The sequence below is a fragment of the Sphingosinicella sp. CPCC 101087 genome, assembly GCF_004151485.1.
Lineage (GTDB): Bacteria > Pseudomonadota > Alphaproteobacteria > Sphingomonadales > Sphingomonadaceae > Allosphingosinicella.
This window is the reverse complement of the sequence record NZ_SBFF01000013.1, coordinates 40,612-58,028: the sequence shown is the minus strand read 5'-3', so window position 1 is coordinate 58,028 and position 17,417 is coordinate 40,612. Positions and strand designations below refer to the sequence as shown.

General features: G+C 69.5%; 15 protein-coding genes. 8 read left to right on the top strand and 7 right to left on the bottom strand.

Annotated elements, in window-relative coordinates:
* Positions 1 to 233 precede the first annotated feature (233 nt).
* From EKM57_RS18835 to EKM57_RS18825, 3 genes are all read right to left on the bottom strand, one after another.
* Complete coding sequence (locus EKM57_RS18835) at positions 234 to 1,157, bottom strand: 50S ribosomal protein L11 methyltransferase (protein WP_129794076.1); 924 nt, start codon at positions 1,155 to 1,157, stop codon at positions 234 to 236.
* 48 nt (positions 1,158 to 1,205) lie between these two features.
* The gene (locus EKM57_RS18830) at positions 1,206 to 1,916 is read right to left on the bottom strand and encodes an SDR family NAD(P)-dependent oxidoreductase (protein ID WP_129794075.1); all 711 of its coding nucleotides are present in this window, start codon (positions 1,914 to 1,916) and stop codon (positions 1,206 to 1,208) included.
* A 299-nt stretch (positions 1,917 to 2,215) separates the two neighbouring features.
* Positions 2,216 to 3,559, bottom strand: coding sequence for a methyl-accepting chemotaxis protein (locus EKM57_RS18825; RefSeq protein ID WP_129794074.1), 1,344 nt, complete (start codon positions 3,557 to 3,559; stop codon positions 2,216 to 2,218).
* A 169-nt stretch (positions 3,560 to 3,728) separates the two neighbouring features.
* Here EKM57_RS18825 and sdhC point away from each other — a divergent pair, with 169 nt between their 5' ends.
* The 3 genes from sdhC to sdhA are packed head-to-tail and all read left to right on the top strand — an operon-like array spanning position 3,729 to position 6,315.
* Positions 3,729 to 4,127 (top strand): succinate dehydrogenase, cytochrome b556 subunit, encoded by a 399-nt coding sequence (gene sdhC / locus EKM57_RS18820; protein ID WP_129794073.1) that lies wholly within the window; start codon positions 3,729 to 3,731, stop codon positions 4,125 to 4,127.
* Complete coding sequence (gene sdhD, locus EKM57_RS18815) at positions 4,124 to 4,513, top strand: succinate dehydrogenase, hydrophobic membrane anchor protein (protein WP_129794072.1); 390 nt, start codon at positions 4,124 to 4,126, stop codon at positions 4,511 to 4,513. The genes sdhC and sdhD overlap by 4 nt, the downstream gene beginning before the upstream one ends.
* Positions 4,513 to 6,315, top strand: a complete 1,803-nt coding sequence (gene sdhA, locus EKM57_RS18810; protein ID WP_129794071.1) for a succinate dehydrogenase flavoprotein subunit — start codon at positions 4,513 to 4,515, stop codon at positions 6,313 to 6,315. Before sdhD ends, sdhA begins: the two co-directional genes overlap by 1 nt.
* A gap of 88 nt (positions 6,316 to 6,403) precedes the next feature.
* Here the strand turns inward: sdhA and EKM57_RS18805 are convergent, their stop codons facing one another.
* A complete protein-coding gene (locus EKM57_RS18805) occupies positions 6,404 to 6,883 on the bottom strand; it encodes a hypothetical protein (RefSeq protein WP_129794070.1) in 480 nt (159 codons plus the stop codon).
* 174 nt (positions 6,884 to 7,057) lie between these two features.
* Between EKM57_RS18805 and EKM57_RS18800 the strand changes: the two genes are divergently transcribed.
* The gene (locus tag EKM57_RS18800) at positions 7,058 to 8,038 is read left to right on the top strand and encodes an MBL fold metallo-hydrolase (protein WP_129794069.1); all 981 of its coding nucleotides are present in this window, start codon (positions 7,058 to 7,060) and stop codon (positions 8,036 to 8,038) included.
* Positions 8,039 to 8,091: 53 nt separating this feature from the next.
* On the top strand, positions 8,092 to 9,483 hold the full coding sequence (gene creD, locus EKM57_RS18795; RefSeq protein WP_129794068.1) for a cell envelope integrity protein CreD: 1,392 nt from the start codon (positions 8,092 to 8,094) through the stop codon (positions 9,481 to 9,483).
* A 29-nt stretch (positions 9,484 to 9,512) separates the two neighbouring features.
* Here creD and EKM57_RS18790 read toward each other — a convergent pair whose 3' ends face one another.
* Positions 9,513 to 10,988 carry a hypothetical protein gene (locus tag EKM57_RS18790; RefSeq protein WP_129794067.1) on the bottom strand — a complete coding sequence of 492 codons (1,476 nt, stop codon included), beginning with the start codon at positions 10,986 to 10,988 and terminating at the stop codon, positions 9,513 to 9,515.
* Positions 10,989 to 11,242: 254 nt separating this feature from the next.
* Between EKM57_RS18790 and EKM57_RS18785 the strand changes: the two genes are divergently transcribed.
* The 3 genes from EKM57_RS18785 (at position 11,243) to EKM57_RS18775 (ending at position 14,120) form a co-directional block, all read left to right on the top strand.
* Complete coding sequence (locus EKM57_RS18785) at positions 11,243 to 12,340, top strand: phosphoribosylglycinamide synthetase (RefSeq protein ID WP_129794066.1); 1,098 nt, start codon at positions 11,243 to 11,245, stop codon at positions 12,338 to 12,340.
* On the top strand, positions 12,340 to 13,140 hold the full coding sequence (locus EKM57_RS18780; protein WP_129794065.1) for an NTP transferase domain-containing protein: 801 nt from the start codon (positions 12,340 to 12,342) through the stop codon (positions 13,138 to 13,140). The genes EKM57_RS18785 and EKM57_RS18780 overlap by 1 nt, the downstream gene beginning before the upstream one ends.
* 194 nt (positions 13,141 to 13,334) lie before the next feature.
* Positions 13,335 to 14,120 (top strand): succinate dehydrogenase iron-sulfur subunit, encoded by a 786-nt coding sequence (locus EKM57_RS18775; RefSeq protein ID WP_129794064.1) that lies wholly within the window; start codon positions 13,335 to 13,337, stop codon positions 14,118 to 14,120.
* Positions 14,121 to 14,147: 27 nt separating this feature from the next.
* Here the strand turns inward: EKM57_RS18775 and EKM57_RS18770 are convergent, their stop codons facing one another.
* Positions 14,148 to 15,182 carry a hypothetical protein gene (locus tag EKM57_RS18770; protein WP_129794063.1) on the bottom strand — a complete coding sequence of 345 codons (1,035 nt, stop codon included), beginning with the start codon at positions 15,180 to 15,182 and terminating at the stop codon, positions 14,148 to 14,150.
* 136 nt (positions 15,183 to 15,318) lie between these two features.
* Positions 15,319 to 17,376: a TonB-dependent siderophore receptor gene (locus EKM57_RS18765; RefSeq protein ID WP_206185498.1), complete on the bottom strand. Its 2,058-nt coding sequence runs from the start codon at positions 17,374 to 17,376 to the stop codon at positions 15,319 to 15,321.
* Positions 17,377 to 17,417 lie beyond the last annotated feature (41 nt).

The following is a 17,417-nucleotide window of genomic DNA, read 5'->3' as shown; positions in this document are numbered from 1 at the left end:
GCCATTCCTTCCGTGATTGCGGCGGAGGATAGCCGGCTCCCCGGTTGTGCGGAACCGGATTTCCTCGTCCGCTGCCGCTGCCGCTCCTCGGCCCGACGAGCGCCGCGGTCCACGAGCGTGGAGGGCCTGGTCATGCAGAACCATGTTCATCCGTCCCGATTCCCGCATCGTCCGAGTGGGCAGTTCGGGGTGAAGATGGGCCGACGTTACAGGGGAAGGCTAGCGTCCGTCGATCAGCGGCGCGCCCCTACCCGTCGCCGCTTGCGCAGCACCAGGGTGGGCCAGTCGCCGCGGACTATCCGGAACGAAGGCATCATCCCCTGGCGGCGATAGGCTGCCGTCACCCTCGCCGCCTGATGTTCGAGCAGACCGGCCAGGATCAGCCGTCCGCCGGGCGCCAGCGCGCCGGCAAGGCCGGGCGCAAGATCGATCAGCGGCCCGGCGAGGATGTTCGCGACGACGAGGTCATAGGGCGCTCGAGCCCTGAGCCGGAGATGATCCATGCCCGCGGCGACCGCGAGCTCGACCCGGCCTCGCGCCCGGCCGACGGCGACGGCGTTGATCGCGGCATTCTCCGCCGCCACTTCTATCGCGACGGGGTCGATGTCCGACGCGATCGCCCGCGCCGCCGGCCAAAGCCTGAGGGCGGCGAAGGCGAGCAGGCCCGTGCCGGTGCCGATGTCGGCCACGTCGGTGAAGATCGCTCCCTGCCGCTTGAGCGCGTCGAGCGCGATCAGGCAGCCGGTCGTCGTCTCGTGCTGGCCGGTGCCGAAGGCGCGGCCGGCATCGATCTCGAAGGCGACGGTGCCGGGCGGGACGGCATCGCGATGCGCGGGTGTGTGAACGAAGAAGCGACCGGCCCTGATCGGCTCGAGCCCCTGCTGGCTCAACGTCACCCAGTCCTGATCGGCGATCCGCTCGGCAGTGGGCCTGGCGCCTGCGGCGCTCGGCACCAGCGACACGACCAGGGCCAGCTCGGAACGGCTCGGCTTCTCGTCGAAATAGGCGTCGAGCCGCCATTGGTCCGGGCGGTCGGGCTCCGCCTCGCTCGTCACCAGCACCGGCGGCGAATCGAGTGCGGCAAAGACGGAAATATCTTCCCCGAGCGCCTCCGCCTCCGACCTGGTGCAGGGCAGCGTCACCCGCCAGCTGGTCATCGGGCGCGATGCCTTGCAATGATCCTGGAGGTCGGGCGCTCGCGGCGATCAGCGGACAAAGCTGGCCCCGTTGACGTCGATGACCGCGCCGGTGGCCGAGGCCGGCGCGTCGACGGCGAGCCAGCGCGCCGTCTCCGCCACTTCGGCGGTGGTCGCCGGTCGGCCCAGCGGAATGTCCGAGAGGAAGGCCGCGCCGCCGCGGCTGGCGACATATTCCTCGACCATTCCGGTCACGGTGAAACCGGGGCAGATGGCGAAGGCGTAGATCCCTTCGCCCGCATAGGCACGGGCGATCGTCTTGGTCATTGCCGCCATGCCTGCCTTGGAGGCGGCATAATGCCAATGGTCGGGACTGTCGCCGCGATAGGCGGCGCGGCTCGAGACGTTGACGATGCGCCCGCCCGACCCGCGCTCGCGGAAGTGCCGGACGGCAAGCCGGCACAGCTCGGCGGAAGCATAGAGGTTCACCCGCATCGTCCGCTCCCACAGGGCGACCCATTCTTCATGCGGCGCGTCGATCGGCGCCGCCTCGAAGACGCCGGCATTGTTGATCAGTACGTCGATCCGCCCGCCGAGCCGGTCCAGCGCCTCGGACCACAGCCCTTCGGCGACTGCGGGCGAAGCGAGATCGGCGGCGATCAGGCCATCCCCGCCTCTGGAGGAGTGGCCGACGACATTGTGGCCGGAAAGCGCCTCCAGGATCGAGGCGCCGATTCCCCGGCTCGCGCCGGTGACGAGGATGTTGAGCGACTGGGTCATGTCTTGCCGGATAGAGCCGCAAGCCGCGGAGCGGAAGCCCGCGCCTGATCGTTCATTCGAAGGACGCGACTTCGGCTCGGCCAACAACGTCATCCCAGCGAAGGCCGGGATCCAAGCGGAGTCCGAACTGTGTCCCGGCTTCGCCAGGACGACGCAACGGCTTGCGGCTTGGTGTCTTTCCGCGAACCCATTGCAGCCGTGGCACCGGCCGCGGCGCTCAACCAAGTGCCGCCGGCTCGCTTGCACCCGTCGCCTTCTTCGCGTGCACGTTCCGGCCGAAAACGGCCCGAAAACGAATCCTAGGCTGCGAAGGTCTGAACGAACTTTCCCGTGGTCGTCTTGAAGCGGGCCATCTGCTCGTCGACGGCCGAGAAGCTCTTCTCCACCTCGTCGATTTCGGCGGCGACGCTCTCGGTGTCGGCGCGGATCGCGGCGATGGTCGACGACATGGAATCGGCCGCCAGCGCGGTCTCGTCGACGGCGGCGGTGATCATCGTCACCGTCTGCGCCTGCATCTCCATCGCCTTGCGGATGCGGTCGGCGCTCGACTGGACCTCGTCCACGGTCGACTGGATCGAATCGTTCGCCTCGACCGTCTGCTTGGTCGCGGTCTGGATCGCAGCGATCTTGGCGGCAATGTCGTCAGTGGCCCGGGCGGTCTGGTTGGCGAGACTCTTCACTTCCTGCGCGACCACGGCGAATCCCCGTCCGGCGTCGCCGGCGCGCGCCGCCTCGATCGTCGCATTGAGCGCGAGCAGATTCGTCTGTCCGGCAATGTCGCGGATGAGGCCGAGGATCGATTCGATCGCCTCGACATGGGCCGACAGCGCCTGGCTGACCTCGACCGCCTTGCCGGCCTGCTCGCCGGCGCGGATCGCGACTCCGGCGGCGACTTCGACCTCGTTGCGGGCCTCCTCGATCGCCATGATGAGTCCGGCCGCGGTCTGCGCCGCCTCGCGCATCGCCACCGCCGATTGTTCGGCCGCGGCGGCGACCTCGCTGGTCTTGCCGAGCATGCCGCGTGCGGCCTGGCTGGCATCGGCCGCCTGGGCCCGGACCTTGCGGCTGCCGCTGGCCGTGCTCTCGACGACCGTCACGATCTCCTTGTTGAACTCGGCGCCCTGGGCGCTGCGGCGCTGATGCTCGGCGGCCTCGCACAGCCGGTCGAAATGGGACGCGTAGATGTCGACCTGGACCATCGTCATCCGCGCATAGGCGGCGATCAGTCGAGTGCACCGCGCCGGATCGTCGGCGGTTCGGTCGAGGATGATCTGCTGGACCGCCGCCGCAAGCTGCGCGCTTCCGGCGAAGATGCTGGTCAGCGGGACGTTCGCGGCGGTCGCCGAGGCGACATGCTCGCCGGCCTTCTCGACCCACTCCTGGGACTCCAGGTTGACATGCTTGAGCTCGATATAGGGCAGGATGCGCCGGACCAGCCCGTCGATCTTGTCCTCGCCGATCGGCTCGGCGAGCCTGGGCGAACGGCCGTAGCCGAGCCAGAATTCCCGGGCGATCCTTTCCTTTTCAGGCGCGATCAGCGCCCAGATCTCGCGGCAATCCTCGGCGAGCGTGCCGTCGGGATCGAACATTCTCAGTCGTGCACGAAGATCCAGCTCGTCCTGACGTCCAGAGATCCCGGTCATTTGCGAAGCTTCCCTTGGCTAGGCTTTCTCGCTCCTGTTAAGGCTGAAACGGTTAAGATCATCTTAGCTATCGGGCTCGAGTCCCGCCGCGAAAAGGCAGGGGAGGCCGGCTTGCAACATGGCGCGTTCGGCCTAAAAGCGGTCGCGTCTCAAGGGGAGCCTCGTCTCGATGCATCGCAATCCGTCCCGGCCCTTGTCGCCTCACCTCACCGTCTGGAAGTGGGGGCCGCACATGCTGGTCTCGATCCTGCACCGGGTGACCGGGGCGGGCCTTTCCGTGGCCGGCGGTGCCGCTCTGGTCTGGTGGCTGCTCGCCGCCGCCGACGGACGGGAAGCCTATGCGACCTTCGTCGAGTGGGCGACCTGGAAATGGGCGCTGATCATCTGGATCCCGCTGAGCTGGGCCCTGTTCCAGCACACGCTTTCGGGTCTCAGGCACTTCGTCATGGATATGGGCGCGGGCTTCGAGCTGCCGGTCAATAAATTCTGGGCGAACATGACGATCGTCGGCTCGCTCCTGCTCACCGCCCTGCTCTGGGCGTGGATCATTCTGGAAAAAGGCGCATGAGCATGGAAACGCCGCTCGGGCGCGTTCGCGGCCTCGGTTCGTCCGGGGAAGGCGCCCATCATTGGTGGATCGAGCGGCTGACCTCGGTGTCGACGCTCCTGCTGCTGGTCTGGCTCGCCGTCTCCCTGCTGCGGCTGCCGGCGCTGGACCATCCCACCATCGTCGAATGGCTGGCGGGGCCGCTGGGCGCCGTGCCGATGCTGCTGCTGATCGTCTCCACCTTCTGGCACCTGAAGCTCGGGCTCCAGGTCGTCATCGAGGATTATGTCCATGACGACGGCGCCAAGCTGTTCTGGATCATGGTCCTGAACTTCGCCGCCATCCTCGCCGCCGCGCTGGCGCTGTTCGCCGTGCTGAAGATCGCCTTCACCGGGAGCGCCGACTGATGGCCGGGGCCTACCAGATCGTCGACCATATCTATGACGTCGTCGTCGTCGGCGCCGGCGGCTCGGGCCTTCGCGCCACGATGGGCGCGGCCGAGAAGGGGCTGAAGACCGCCTGCGTCACCAAGGTCTTCCCGACCCGCAGCCACACCGTCGCCGCCCAGGGCGGAATCGCCGCCAGCCTCGGCAATATGGGTCCGGACCACTGGACCTGGCACATGTACGACACGGTCAAGGGCTCCGACTGGCTCGGCGACCAGGACGCGATCGAATATCTCTGCCGCGAGGCGCCCGCCGCCGTCTACGAGCTCGAACATGCCGGCGTGCCGTTCAGCCGCACCACCGAGGGCAAGATCTACCAGCGCGCCTTCGGCGGCATGATGCAGAATATGGGCGAGGGGCCCCCGGCCCAGCGCACCTGCGCCGCCGCCGACCGCACCGGCCACGCCATGCTCCACGCGCTCTACCAGCAGAGCCTGAAGTATGACGCCGACTTCTTCATCGAATATTTCGCGCTCGACCTCATCATGGAGAATGGCGAGTGCCGCGGCGTCATCGCCTTGTGCCTGGATGACGGTTCGATCCATCGCCTTCGCGCCCACGCCGTCGTGCTGGCGACCGGCGGCTATGGCCGCGCCTATTTCTCCGCCACCTCGGCCCATACCTGCACCGGCGACGGCAATGCGATGGTGCTTCGCGCCGGACTGCCACTCCAGGACATGGAGTTCGTCCAGTTCCACCCGACCGGCATCTACGGCGCCGGCGTCCTGATCACCGAGGGCGCGCGCGGCGAAGGCGGCTATCTCACCAATTCGGAAGGCGAGCGCTTCATGGAGCGCTACGCCCCCTCCGCCAAGGACCTCGCCAGCCGCGACGTCGTCTCGCGCTCAATGGCGATGGAGATCCGCGAAGGCCGCGGGGTCGGCAAGGAGAAGGACCATATCCATCTTCACCTCGACCATATCGATGCGAAGATCCTCGCCGAGCGCCTGCCCGGAATCACCGAGACCGGAAAGATCTTCGCCGGCGTCGACCTGACCCGCCAGCCGCTCCCGGTGGTGCCGACCGTCCACTACAATATGGGCGGAATCCCGACCAATTATCACGGCGAGGTCGTCACGCTGAAGGACGGCAATCCCGACAGCATCGTGCCGGGCCTGTTCGCGGTGGGGGAGGCGGCCTGCGTCTCCGTCCACGGCGCCAACCGCCTGGGCTCGAACAGCCTGATCGACCTGGTCGTGTTCGGCCGCGCGGTCGGCCACCGCGTCGGCGAGCTGATCAAGCCGGGCTCCCCGCCGGCGCCGCTGCCCAGGGGTGCCGACGAGCTGGCTCTGTCGCGTCTCGACCGCTTCCGCCACGCCTCGGGCGGCAGCCCGACCGCGGAGGTGCGGCTCCAGATGCAGCGCACCATGCAGGCGGACTGCGCCGTCTTCCGCACCGAGAAGACGCTGGACGAAGGCAAGGGCAAGATCGACGTCGTCTACAAGAGGATGGAGGACATCCAGGTCACCGATCGCAGCCTGATCTGGAACACCGACCTCATCGAGACGCTCGAGCTCGACAACCTCATCGCGCAGGCGGTGGTGACGATGCACTCGGCCGCCAACCGCAAGGAAAGTCGCGGCGCCCACATGCACGAAGACTATCCGAATCGCGACGACGTCAACTGGCTGAAGCACAGCATCGTCTGGTTCGACGGCTGGGGCGGACAGGGTGGCGGCGTCACCCTCGATAGCCGCCCGGTTCACGATTACACCCTCAGCGACGATATCTCGTACATCAAGCCCAAGGCAAGGGTTTACTGACCTGACCTTCCTCCCCGGGTGGGCCGGGAGGGGAAGGGGAGCCTCGCGGCATGTTTGCGCGGTGGAGGGAGTCCGGACGGCTGCGTCCTCAAAAGGGCCCGTTGAACCCAAAATGGGTGAACCGTCCCGCCTCGACGTCATATTCCACGCCGAAGAAGCTCGGGCCCCCGTCGCAGACCATCATCGCCTCCTGTCGCCATCGCTCGGGCTCGGGGGCGCGGCTGGAAGTGTGGGCCGGAAAGAAGTTGCCGTAGATGTAGCGCCGTCCGTCCCGGACCAGGCCCGTATATTGCCGCCGCCAGCCCCGCGGCGCTCCGCTCCAATCCTGTCCGTCGCCGCGCCTCTGCCTCGCCAGCGCTCGCGGCAGCGCCGCCTCGAGCGCCGAGATGTCCGCGGCCGAAGGCGTCCAGGTCGCCTCGCCCGCCGCCGGCGCGGCACGTGAGCATTGCCGGAGCATCTCGGTCGTCTCGCTCCCCGGCAGGATCACCGCGCCATCGGGCATGCGAACGGCCCCTGCGCCGCCGCATGCGGCGAGCGCGAGGGACAGCAGGATCGGTCGCAGCGTCATCGCGGCACCTCGCGGCTGGCAGGGCGATCGGAGAAGGAACCTCCGTGCCTTTGCGGTCCCCGAACCTGCGCCGCCTCCCTCGTCGAAGCAATCCCGCTCTCCGCCGAAAGCGGGCGGCGCCCGAGCCTCCACGCGCGCATCCCGGTGGCGGGAACGCGAAGGAAAGGACATGCCATGCGCAGGTGGGCCGCTGCCGTCATGGGCCTGCTCACCGCCGCCGCATCCGGTGCGGCTGCGTCGCCGCCACCCGCCCCGGCGCATGGTTGGCACCTCGTCCCCGGCAGCGTCGAGCCGAACCGGGGCCCCGACGGCAACAGCATCTTCCTCGAAGCGCCGGAAGGCCTGATCCTCGTCGATACCGGCCGCCATCCCGAGCATCGCGACCAACTGCTGGGCTTTGCGCGCGAGCGGGGCCGGCCGATCGCCGCGATCGTCAACACCCACTGGCATCTCGACCACAGCACGGGCAATGGCGAGATCCGCGCCGCCTTTCCCGACGCGCCGCTCTACGCCACCCGTGCCATCGAAAGCGCCCTCGCCGGCTTCCTCGCCGACGGCCGCCGCCAGGCCGAGGCGGCGCTCGCTGCCGGCGGCGTCCCGCCGGAGCGCGAGGCCGAGATCCGCCGCTTCCTCGCCGTCATGGCCGCACCCGACACGCTGCGCCCGACCCGGCCGGTGCGCGGATCCGCCGAGCTCGCCATTGCCGGCCGCCGCCTCCGGCTGAACGTCGCGTCCTTCGCGGTCACCGAGGGCGATCTCTGGATCTTCGACCCGGCCGCCGGGCTGCTGATCGCCGGCGATCTGGTCGTCGCCGAAGTCCCGTTCATGGACACCGCCTGCCCGGAGGGGTGGCGCCGCGCCCTGGACGAGATCGCTGCGACGCCGTTCACGACCTTGGTCCCCGGCCATGGCGAGCCGATGGACCGCGCCGCCTTCCTCGCCTGGCGTGCCGCCTTCGGCAATCTGCTCGACTGCGCCGCCTCCGATTCCTCCCGCGATATCTGCATCGCAGGCTGGCGCAGCGATGCCGCCCGTTTCCAGCGGCCCGGCCGCGAGGCGATGATCGACCGGATGACCGGCCATTATATCGACACGCGGCTGCGCGCCGCGCCGCAGGAGCGGGCGCGCTATTGCGGTCCGCCGCAGGAGCGTTGATGACAAGCCGGCACGACGTGCGACGAATCGCATAAACTCGGCCGGAGTCACCCATGCCCGTCCTTTCCACGGAGCGCTCCCCGGGCGCCAAGCTCGCTTTCGCTCTGCTGGTCGGGCTGCTCCTTTCCGTCCCGCTCTTCACCGTCTGGCTGCTCGTCTACGACCGCCAGCAGCAGTCCGAATTCGCCCAGGCCTCGATCGCCGAAGGCTGGGGCGGCCCGCAGACCATCTCCGGCCCGTTGCTGGTCATCCCGTATCGCGCCCTGGCCGAGGAGAGCGTGACCGAAGGCGGGCGCCAGGTCACCCGCACCCGCACCGTCTGGCGCGAGCTCACCTTGTCGCCCGAACTGTCCGATCTCGAGACCGAGATCAGGCCGGAGCGCCGCACCCGCTCGATCTACGAGGTGGTCGTCTACGAGGCCTCGGCGCGCGGCCGCGCCCGCTTCGCCATACCGGAGGATCTCAGCCGCTTCGGAGTCGCCCTCGCCGACATGGACCTCGCCCGCGCGGAGCTTCGCTTCGGCCTTTCCGATCCGCGCGGTCTCGGCGCCAATCCGCAGGTCACGGCCGGCGGCCGGCCGCTCCGGCTCCAGCCGGGTGGAGGTGGCGGTCCGGGTTTCTTCGCCTGGATCGACGCCGCGCCGCTCGCCGGCGGCGCCCTCGTCGTCGATTATCAGTTCGCTTTCCGTGGCAATCGCGCGCTCGGCCTCGCCCCCCGGGCCGGTGATACGCGCTGGCAGCTGCGCTCCGCCTGGCCGCATCCTTCCTTCCAGGGCAGCTTCCTTCCCGCTCAGCGCCAGGTGAGCGGCGAAGGCTTCACCGCCGTCTATCGCGTCGGCAATCTCGCGCTGGGCCAGGCGCTGGTGACCACCGGAGAGGCAGGCGCCGACGCGCCACCGCCGCCCCAGATTGCGGATCGCTTCGCGGCTCGGCCGGAGATTGCCCCGGGCGGGCACCACCTCGCTCAGGTCAGCCTGATGCAGCCGGTCGATCTCTATTCGCGGGTCAACCGCTCGGCCAAATATGGTTTCCTGTTCATCGGCTTCACCTTTCTCGCCTTCCTCCTGTTCGACGTGATCGGCGGCGTGCGGGTATCGGCGGTCGAATATCTCCTCGTCGGCGCGGGTCTGGTGCTGTTCTTCGTCCTGCTGCTCGCCTTTGCCGAGGTGATCGGCTTCGCGCCGGCTTACGTCCTTGCCGCGGCGGCGATCGCCGGGCTCAACACGGCCTATTCCGCCGCCGTCCTGAAGAGCTGGCGCCGCGCTTTCTATATCGGCGGCTTGCTCGTCGGCCTCTATGCCTTGCTCTACATCCTCTTGAGCCTCGAGGAATATTCGCTGCTGATCGGCTCGCTGATGCTGTTCGTGGCGTTGGCGGCGGTGATGTACGTCACCCGCAACCTCAACTGGGCCGCCCGTCCGGCGGCGCAGGTGCCGCCGGCCTGATCGCGGCGGCCCCGCGCGGGCGGGGAAAGCTAGGCCGTCACGGCCTCCAGCGCCTCGCGCACCCGCGCCATGTCGTCCGCGAACGATTCCGCCAGCGCTTGGTCGGCCATTTCCGCGCGCTCGACGATCTGCCACATCGCCAGTCCGATCCGCAGCGTCGCCCCCCAGTCGCCGCTGGCGAGCCGAACGCACTTGACCGGCTGCCCGAGCCGCACGCCGTAGGCCAGCAGCGCCTTGTGCCACTTTTGCGCATCCTCGAACGTCGACGCTCCGGAGCCCATCCCGGAAAGGTCGAGGGTCGACAAGGTCCGCATCTCGATCGGATGCGTGTCGGCTTCCTCGCGTTCGCCGGGCGGGTAGGGCGCCACGCGCCGGGCGGGAGTCCTGTCGACGATCTCCGCGCGAACGGCGGCGTGGAAGGCGAGGATCACCCGCTCGACCTCGGCCGGTGCCAGCCGCTGGAACCGCTCCAGCTCGAAGATCGAGGCTTCCAGCCGGAGCAGCAGCCCGGCATTGGCGCTGTCCTCCAGGCGCTCGGCGCCCGGCCAGAGCGCCGGCCATTCGGCGCGGCGGAAGATCGTCTCCAGCCCCGGCGGCAGGGCCGGCGCGGCCGCCGCCGCCCCGGCCGGCACCAGCGCGAAGCCGCTGAACGGCGGTCCCCCCATGAACTTGGATCCGGTCGCGAAGACGATCGCGCCCCGCTCCAGATAGTCCCGCACCGCGGCGCCGGTGATCCGCGCCTGGCAGGCGTCGATGGCGAAAGTCGCGTCCTCCGGATGGGCGGCCTGCAGCCGGTCGATATCGTCGAGCGCGGGCAGGATCAGCCCCGTCTTCGATCCGTGCACGACATGGACCAGCGTATGCCGCCCCTGCGCGCGCGCCGTTTCGATGCCGCGCGCCATGCCGTCGGCGATCTCGCGCGAGGGACGCACCCGCCCGTCCGAGTCGCGCACCGGGATATCGATCAGGTCGACGAGCACGCCCTCCAGTCCCGGCACCGGCTCGCCCGCCCGCGTCGGCACGCCCAGCGCCGTCTGCTCGGCGAAATAGCGCCCGTGCGCGCTGTGGATGCAGCCGCTCCCCACCTCGTCGGCGCCGAGCAATATGTTGTGCGTGCCGCCCGGCGCCCGGCCGGCGAGGCAGGCCAAAGCGACATATTCGAGGTCGGTGCCCGACGGTGCGAACACCACCGCGACGTCGCCCGGCAGGCCGTAGGCGGCGCGGATCCGTCCCCGCAGCGCCTCGAGCGCCTCGCCATAGACCGCGCCCGAAGGCGCCTCGCCGATCGCTTCCAGCCGCCGCTCGACCTGCGCGAATGCCGCGGCCGAAATATCGTTGGCGGTCGAAGAGGCGAAGGCGAGCAGGTCGCCCGGCCGGGGCGCGCTGTGATAGCGGTTGAGCCCGGTCGCCGCATCGAGCCGGATTCGCGCGTCGCCGCCGCTGCTCAGCACCCGCACGATAAGCGGAAGGTCGGAAAGGATCGACTTGTCTACGCTCACGGTCATGAAATCTTGCGCCGACTCGATGAGAGGATTAGGGCGCTCTATCTCCTGCGGGGGTGGCAGGATAGCTGCGCCGGATCATCTTGCCGCGAAAGGCAGACGTCTCACGTGAAGCCCACCGCGCGGACTCATCAGGCCCACATCCGCACCCTGTCCTGCCTTGCCCCTTGGGGGGAAGGGCCGGGTGGGAGGTGCCGGCCCGTTCGGGCCAAGGCGCGGCAGGGCCGCGCACCTGCCGCATGTTCTGAAGACGGAAAATGACCCACCCGACCATAACGCCCCGCATCATCCCGCAGGACGCCAAGGCGCGCCTGCGCATCCTGTTCATCGCCAAGCATGCGAAATGGGAGGGCGGCCTCCATCCGGACGACGGCAACCACGCTCTCTATCATGTCGAGACTCGCGAGATTTTGAAGGCGCTCGGCCTCGATCTCCTCCTCGCCGACCGCTACGAGGCCCTGTTCGACCGGCCGGAGGCCGATTTCGTCTTCCCGCTCCTCAATCGCGGCGGCTTCCTCAACAGCGAGATGCTGGGCCCCTTGCTCTGCACCCGCGCCGGCATTCCCTTTCTCGGCGCCTCGCCGATCCTGCGCGGCCTCGCCGACGACAAGCATCTCGCCAAGCTCTGCGCCGCCGAACGCGACATCCCCACCGCCCCCTGGGCGGTCTACCGCCGGGGCGCCCCGGTCGATCCGTCCCGCTGCCCGGAGGGCCAGCCGACGCCCAGGGGCCCGCGCCTGGTCATCAAGCCCAACGCCTCCTCGGCCAGCTGGGCGGTCCAGGACGCTTTCGACTGGGCCGGCGTCGAAGCGGCCATCGCCGACATCCACGCCCAGGGCCATGACGCGATCGTCGAGCCCTTCCTCGACGGCAGCGACGTCGAGGTGCCGGTGATCACCGTCGACGGCGAGCCGGTGGTCATGCCGATGATGCTGTTCGAGCAGGCCGACCCGACCCATTTGCGCACCTATTACGAGAAGCGCGATCTGGTCGACCGCGCCCACAAATATCAGCTCGTCCCGTTCGACGATCCCGAATGGATGCCGATCATCGCGGATTATACCCGCCGGATCGCCGAGGATTATCGCCCGTTCGATTATGGCCGGTTCGAGTTCCGCCTCGACCGCGAGCGCGGCGAGCTTCGCTTCCTCGAGGTGAACCTGCAGGCCAATCTCTGGTCGGAAAAGGTGTTCGGCCGCTCCGCCGTCCTCGCCGGGCTCACCCAGGCCCAGCTCATCGAGACCATCCTCTACGAAGGCCTGCGCCGCAACGGCCTGCTGGGGTCGGACGCGGGCGGGAGACGCGCAACCGACGGCGCAAGCGCAGCGGCCCAGGCAAGCGAGGCTCGATCCTGATGACCCAAGAACCCCGCTTCACCGCGATCGTCCTCGCCGCCCAGCGCGACGGCCGCCTCGATCCGCTCGCGGCGGAGGCCGGGGTCAGCCACAAATGCCTCGTGCCGATCGGCGGCCGTCCGCTGCTCGCCCATGTGCTCGAGGCGCTCGCCGCCCATGGCGGGGTGGAATCGATCCGCATCTCGGTCGAGGAAGGCGCGGCCGATCGGCTGCGCGTCGTCGACGGCGCGTCCGGGGAGCTCGGCGTTCCGGTCGCCTTCATCCCCTCGGCCGCCAGCATCACCGACAGCGTCTATGCGGCCGCGCAGGGGGCGGAAGGCCCCTTCATCGTCACCACCGCCGACAATGTCCTGCTCACCCCCGCGGCGGTGCGCCGGGTGGCCGACCGGCTCGCCGCGGGCGACGATGCCGTGCTCGCTTTGTCGCGCAAGGAGGACGTTCTCTCGGCCCACCCGCAGGGGCAGCGCCGCTTCTACCGCTTCACCGACGGCAGCTATTCCAACTGCAATCTCTACGGCCTGTCGCGGCGCGGCCTCTCCATGGCCGAGACCTTCCGGACCGGCGGCCAGTTCGCCAAGAACCCGATGCGCATCGCCGCGGCCTTCGGCCTCTTAAACCTGATCCTGCTGCGCTACGGCCTGATCTCGCTCGACCGGGCGATGGCCCGCGTCGGCCGCCGCTTCGGCGCTCGCGCCTCGGCCGTCGTGCTGGAGGACGGCGCCCATGCGATCGACGTCGACAATCCGCGCACCTACGCCATCGCCGCCTTGCTCCTCGAACGCCGCGCCAGCCTGTCCTGAGCCCGTCGACGCGCCGGTGCCGAACGTCGCCCGCCTCGGCCCTGGCAGGACGAGGACGCCTCCCTCACCGCCGCCCCATCCCTGATCGCCCGCCCGCGCCGTGACGTTCGGCCGCGGCCGGCCTCGGCATTGACCCACCATATTGTTCCCACCCGGCCGACCCGCTATCCCGCATCCGCGAAGAGGATTTCCAGATGGCCGAATTCACCCTCCCGAAGAACAGCAGGATCACCGGCAAGGGCCGCAGCCACAAGGCGCCGGCCGGGGCGGCGCGGGTCCGCAGGTTCAGGATCTACCGCTACGATCCGGAAAGCGGCGAAAATCCCCGCTACGACACGTTCGAGCTGGACCTGGACGATTGCGGCCCGATGGTCCTCGACGCGCTCATCAAGATCAAGAGCGAGCAGGATCCGACCCTCACCTTCCGCCGCTCCTGCCGCGAGGGCATTTGCGGCTCCTGCTCGATGAACATGGGCGGCCGCAACGGCCTCGCCTGCACCACCGCGATCGAGGACCTGTCGGGCGAGATCCGGATCACGCCGCTGCCGCACATGGACGTGATCAAGGACCTCGTCCCCGATTTTACCCATTTCTACGCCCAATATGCCTCGATCGAACCCTGGCTGAAGACGGCCACGCCCGATCCGTCGGGCAAGGAGCGTCTCCAGTCGCCGGAGGATCGCGCCAAGCTGGACGGCCTCTACGAATGCATATTGTGCGCCTGCTGCTCCAGCTCGTGCCCGAGCTATTGGTGGAATTCGGACAAGTTCCTGGGCCCCGCCATCCTGCTCCAGGCCTATCGCTGGCTGGTCGACAGCCGCGACGAGATGACCGGCGAGCGCCTCGACCAGCTCGAGGACCCGTTCCGCCTCTATCGCTGCCACACGATCATGAACTGCGCCAACGTCTGCCCCAAGGGTCTCAATCCCGCCAAGGCGATCGCCGAAACCAAGAAGCTGCTGGTCGAACGCGCGGTCTGACCGCATCCGCCCGCGGGCGGAAGCGCTTCAGACCGCGGCGTCCAGGTCGGTCAGCGCGAGCGGCGTGTCGAACCGCGCCGCCACCGCCTCCACCCACTGCCGCACCATCGCCATCTCCTCGCCATGAGCGGCGAGCGTGCGCTCATGCTCCTGCGCGCGCCGGTCCGCGCCGAACCGCTCGGCCGACTTGCTGTGGCGGTTGAAGATGTCCTCCCCCGCGGCGCGGCGCACCTGCGCCTCGGTCCAGCCCAGGGCGAACAGCGCCGAGGCCCGCTCGAGCACCGCCTCGGGCCGGGCGATCAGGTCGTCGCTATGGACGAGGACCAGCCGCTCCGGTCCGTGATGCTCGGCCAGCCGCCGGAAATGGCGGGCCTGCATCAGCCAGCACAGGCCCGCCGCCTGCAGGTCGCTCAGCACGAACCGCTCGGTCTCGCCGAAGCCGAAGTCCAGGTCGGTCCAGGCGCCGAGCTGCAGGAAGAGCTTGCGCACCCAGATCCGCCCCCACATTCCCTTCTTGGCGATCGCCCGCAGGAAGGCGTCGAGGTCGGAATGGATCAGCACGGCGCGCGCCGCCGGCCGCGCCTTCAGCATCGGCCCGATCAGGTTGTTGGCGAAGTTGGACGGCTTGACGATCACCGCCGTGCCGCCCGCCGGCACCGGCCGCGAAAGCAGCCGCAGCACCACCTCCAGCCGCTCGATATTGGCGGGGCCCGGCTGACGCAGCAGGCGCTGAGCCAGGTTCATCAATATGTCCGGCTCGCGAAGCACGCGGGCGCCGCCGCCGGCCGCCAGCGCGCGGGCGAGCAGGGTCGAGCAGCAGAAGCTGGTGTGGAAGATGAAATGGACCGGCGCGGCGTCCGCCGCCGGCGTCGCGGCCCGCACCTTGTCGTAGCCGAGCACCTGGTGCGCGAAGTCCTTGCCGACATATTCCTCGGCCAGGAAGGCGAGCGAGTCGCGGTCGGCGGCGCTCAGCCGGACGAAGTCGAGCAGCGCGCCGCTTCGGTCGAACGTGTGCGGCAGCCAGTCGGGATCGGCGAGAATGGCGGGGACCGATTCGGTCATGGCTCCGGGATAGGGCCGCCGGCCGCCAGGGCAACGGTCCCGCGACGGATGAGGCGGCGCCCGGATGTCGCCTGTCGGCTTCGGCCTGGGCGCTCCCCGCAAGTCGCGGGACGCTCGCGGGGGCAGCCCGGCGGGGCTAGAAATCCACCGTCACCCGGGCCGTTAGCTGCCGCCCCTCGACATAGCTGAACGCCTTGTTCCCCTCCACCTCCCAGCCATAGGCATCGAACAGGTTGGTCGCCTGCAGCCGCAGCACCGCCGGCGCGTCGCCCAGCCGGAACCGGTAGCGCGCGCCCAGGTCGACGATCGTTCGCGCCGGCACCCGCAACATGTTGGCGGCGTCGGCAAGGACCCGCCCCCGATGCTCGACCGCCAGGTCGAACGACAGCGCGTCATGAGCCGGCACCCGCCAGTCCAGATTGGCGATCAGGGTGCGCGACGGCGTGCCGATCGGGCGCCGGCCGATCGACCCGGCGCTGACCTCCTCGCCCGAGATCCGCGCATCGAGCAGCACGCCGCCGGCGACCAGGGTCAGCCCCGGCGCCGGCGATCCGCTGATCGATCCCTCGATGCCGCGATGGCGAACGGTGCCGAGCCGCCGGAACAGGTTCGAAGTGTCGAGCCCGTAATAAGGCTTCTCGATCTCGAACGCGCCGGCGATGAGCAGCATCGGCCCAAGCCGCCATTGCACCCCGCCGTCGATCTGCCGCGTCCGTATCGCCGGCGGCGCCTCGTCGCGATTGACCGCGATTTCCGGGGCGACGTCGCTTTCCTCCAGCCCCTTCGTATAGCCGCCGTAGAAAGCGAGCCGCGCCGTCGCCTCCACCATCGCCGCCAGGTTGAACAGCCAGGGCGTCGCCCGCGAATCCGGAAGCGCCCCGTCGGGACGGACCACCCGCTTGCGATAATCGCTTCGCTGCAGCCCGGCATTGATCTCCCCCAGTCCCGCGCCCCGCGCCCGCCAGGCGATCCCGCCGGTCCATTGCCGCACCCGGTCGTCGGTCCGCTCGGAAAAGGCGAAGTCGGGGCGCGGCACGGGCGCCGCCTCGTCGAACGGTGCCGGAGTCAGCGCCCTCCGGTCCGATCCGCCATAGAGCCGGTCCTGCGCCCGCCCGCGCAGCGCCAGCATCAGCTCGTGCCGCACCGGCCCGGTCGCGAAGGCGCGCGCCGCATTGATCTCCCCGCTGGTCGAGGCGTTGGACGATGGCGGCGCCGCTATCGCGGTGCGCGCCCCCGCCACGCCCGGCGGCGCCGCCTCGATCAGCAGGGTATGCCCCTCGGCCGTGATGTTGGCCGATCGGAACAGGCCGGCGCGAAGCGTGAATCCGGCCAAGGCGGTTCGCGCGACCGCGCCGTAATTCAGCCGCTCGACCTCGAAATCCGCCCATTCCTGCCCCAGGAAGCGCCGCCGCTTCATCCGCGGCGGCAGCGCGTTCCCCTCGCTTTGGATGATTGGATGCGCTTCCTCGTCGCGGATCCGGATCCGGCTCCAATAGGGCTGGACCTGGGTCGCCGCGTTCGGCCGCCACACGCCCGACAAAGCGAGCGAGAGCACCTCGGCGTCGTTCCCATAGGCATAGACGTTGCGATAGACGCCGATCCCGCCGGCCAGGCCGAGCCTCGCTCCGTCGATCGGCAGCAGCGCATCCGCCTCGGCAAGGCCCCCGCCGAAATGATCCGCTTTCGCGGTGACGCTCAGCACCGCCGCCTCCTGCGGCGCGCGCAGCCGGTAATCGGCGATTCCCGACGGCGCCGGAAAGGCATAGCCCAGCGCCGAAGGCCCGATCCGGATCCGGTTTCCGGCGACCAGCCGGCTGGTGAGCTCCGCCTGCCGGTCGATATAGAGCCCCTCGATCCGAACATTGCCCGCATCGGTCGGCGAAAATCCCCGCACGTCGAACGGCCCGTAGACCCCCAGATCCTCGCCCCCGACATTGGACCCGAAGGCGTCCTGCGCCTCCGCCACGACATTCTCGTCCACCCGCTGCGCGGCGACCGGGAAGGGCAGGGCGCCAACCAGCGCCGCCCCGGCGAGCAGGAGCCTTCTCGCCGCCGAAGCCGGTGCGTTCGAACGCTTTTCCTGTTCCGGCGAGGCCTCGCGCGAATGGCGCCGAAGGGGCGGGGACCCGGTCGCAGCGCCCGCGCCACCGGATCCCGGCCGAAGCCCGCTTTGGGTATCGAGGAACCGGCGCACCGGAAGGACGCCGCCGCCGCTCCGGCAAGATCTCGTCTCTG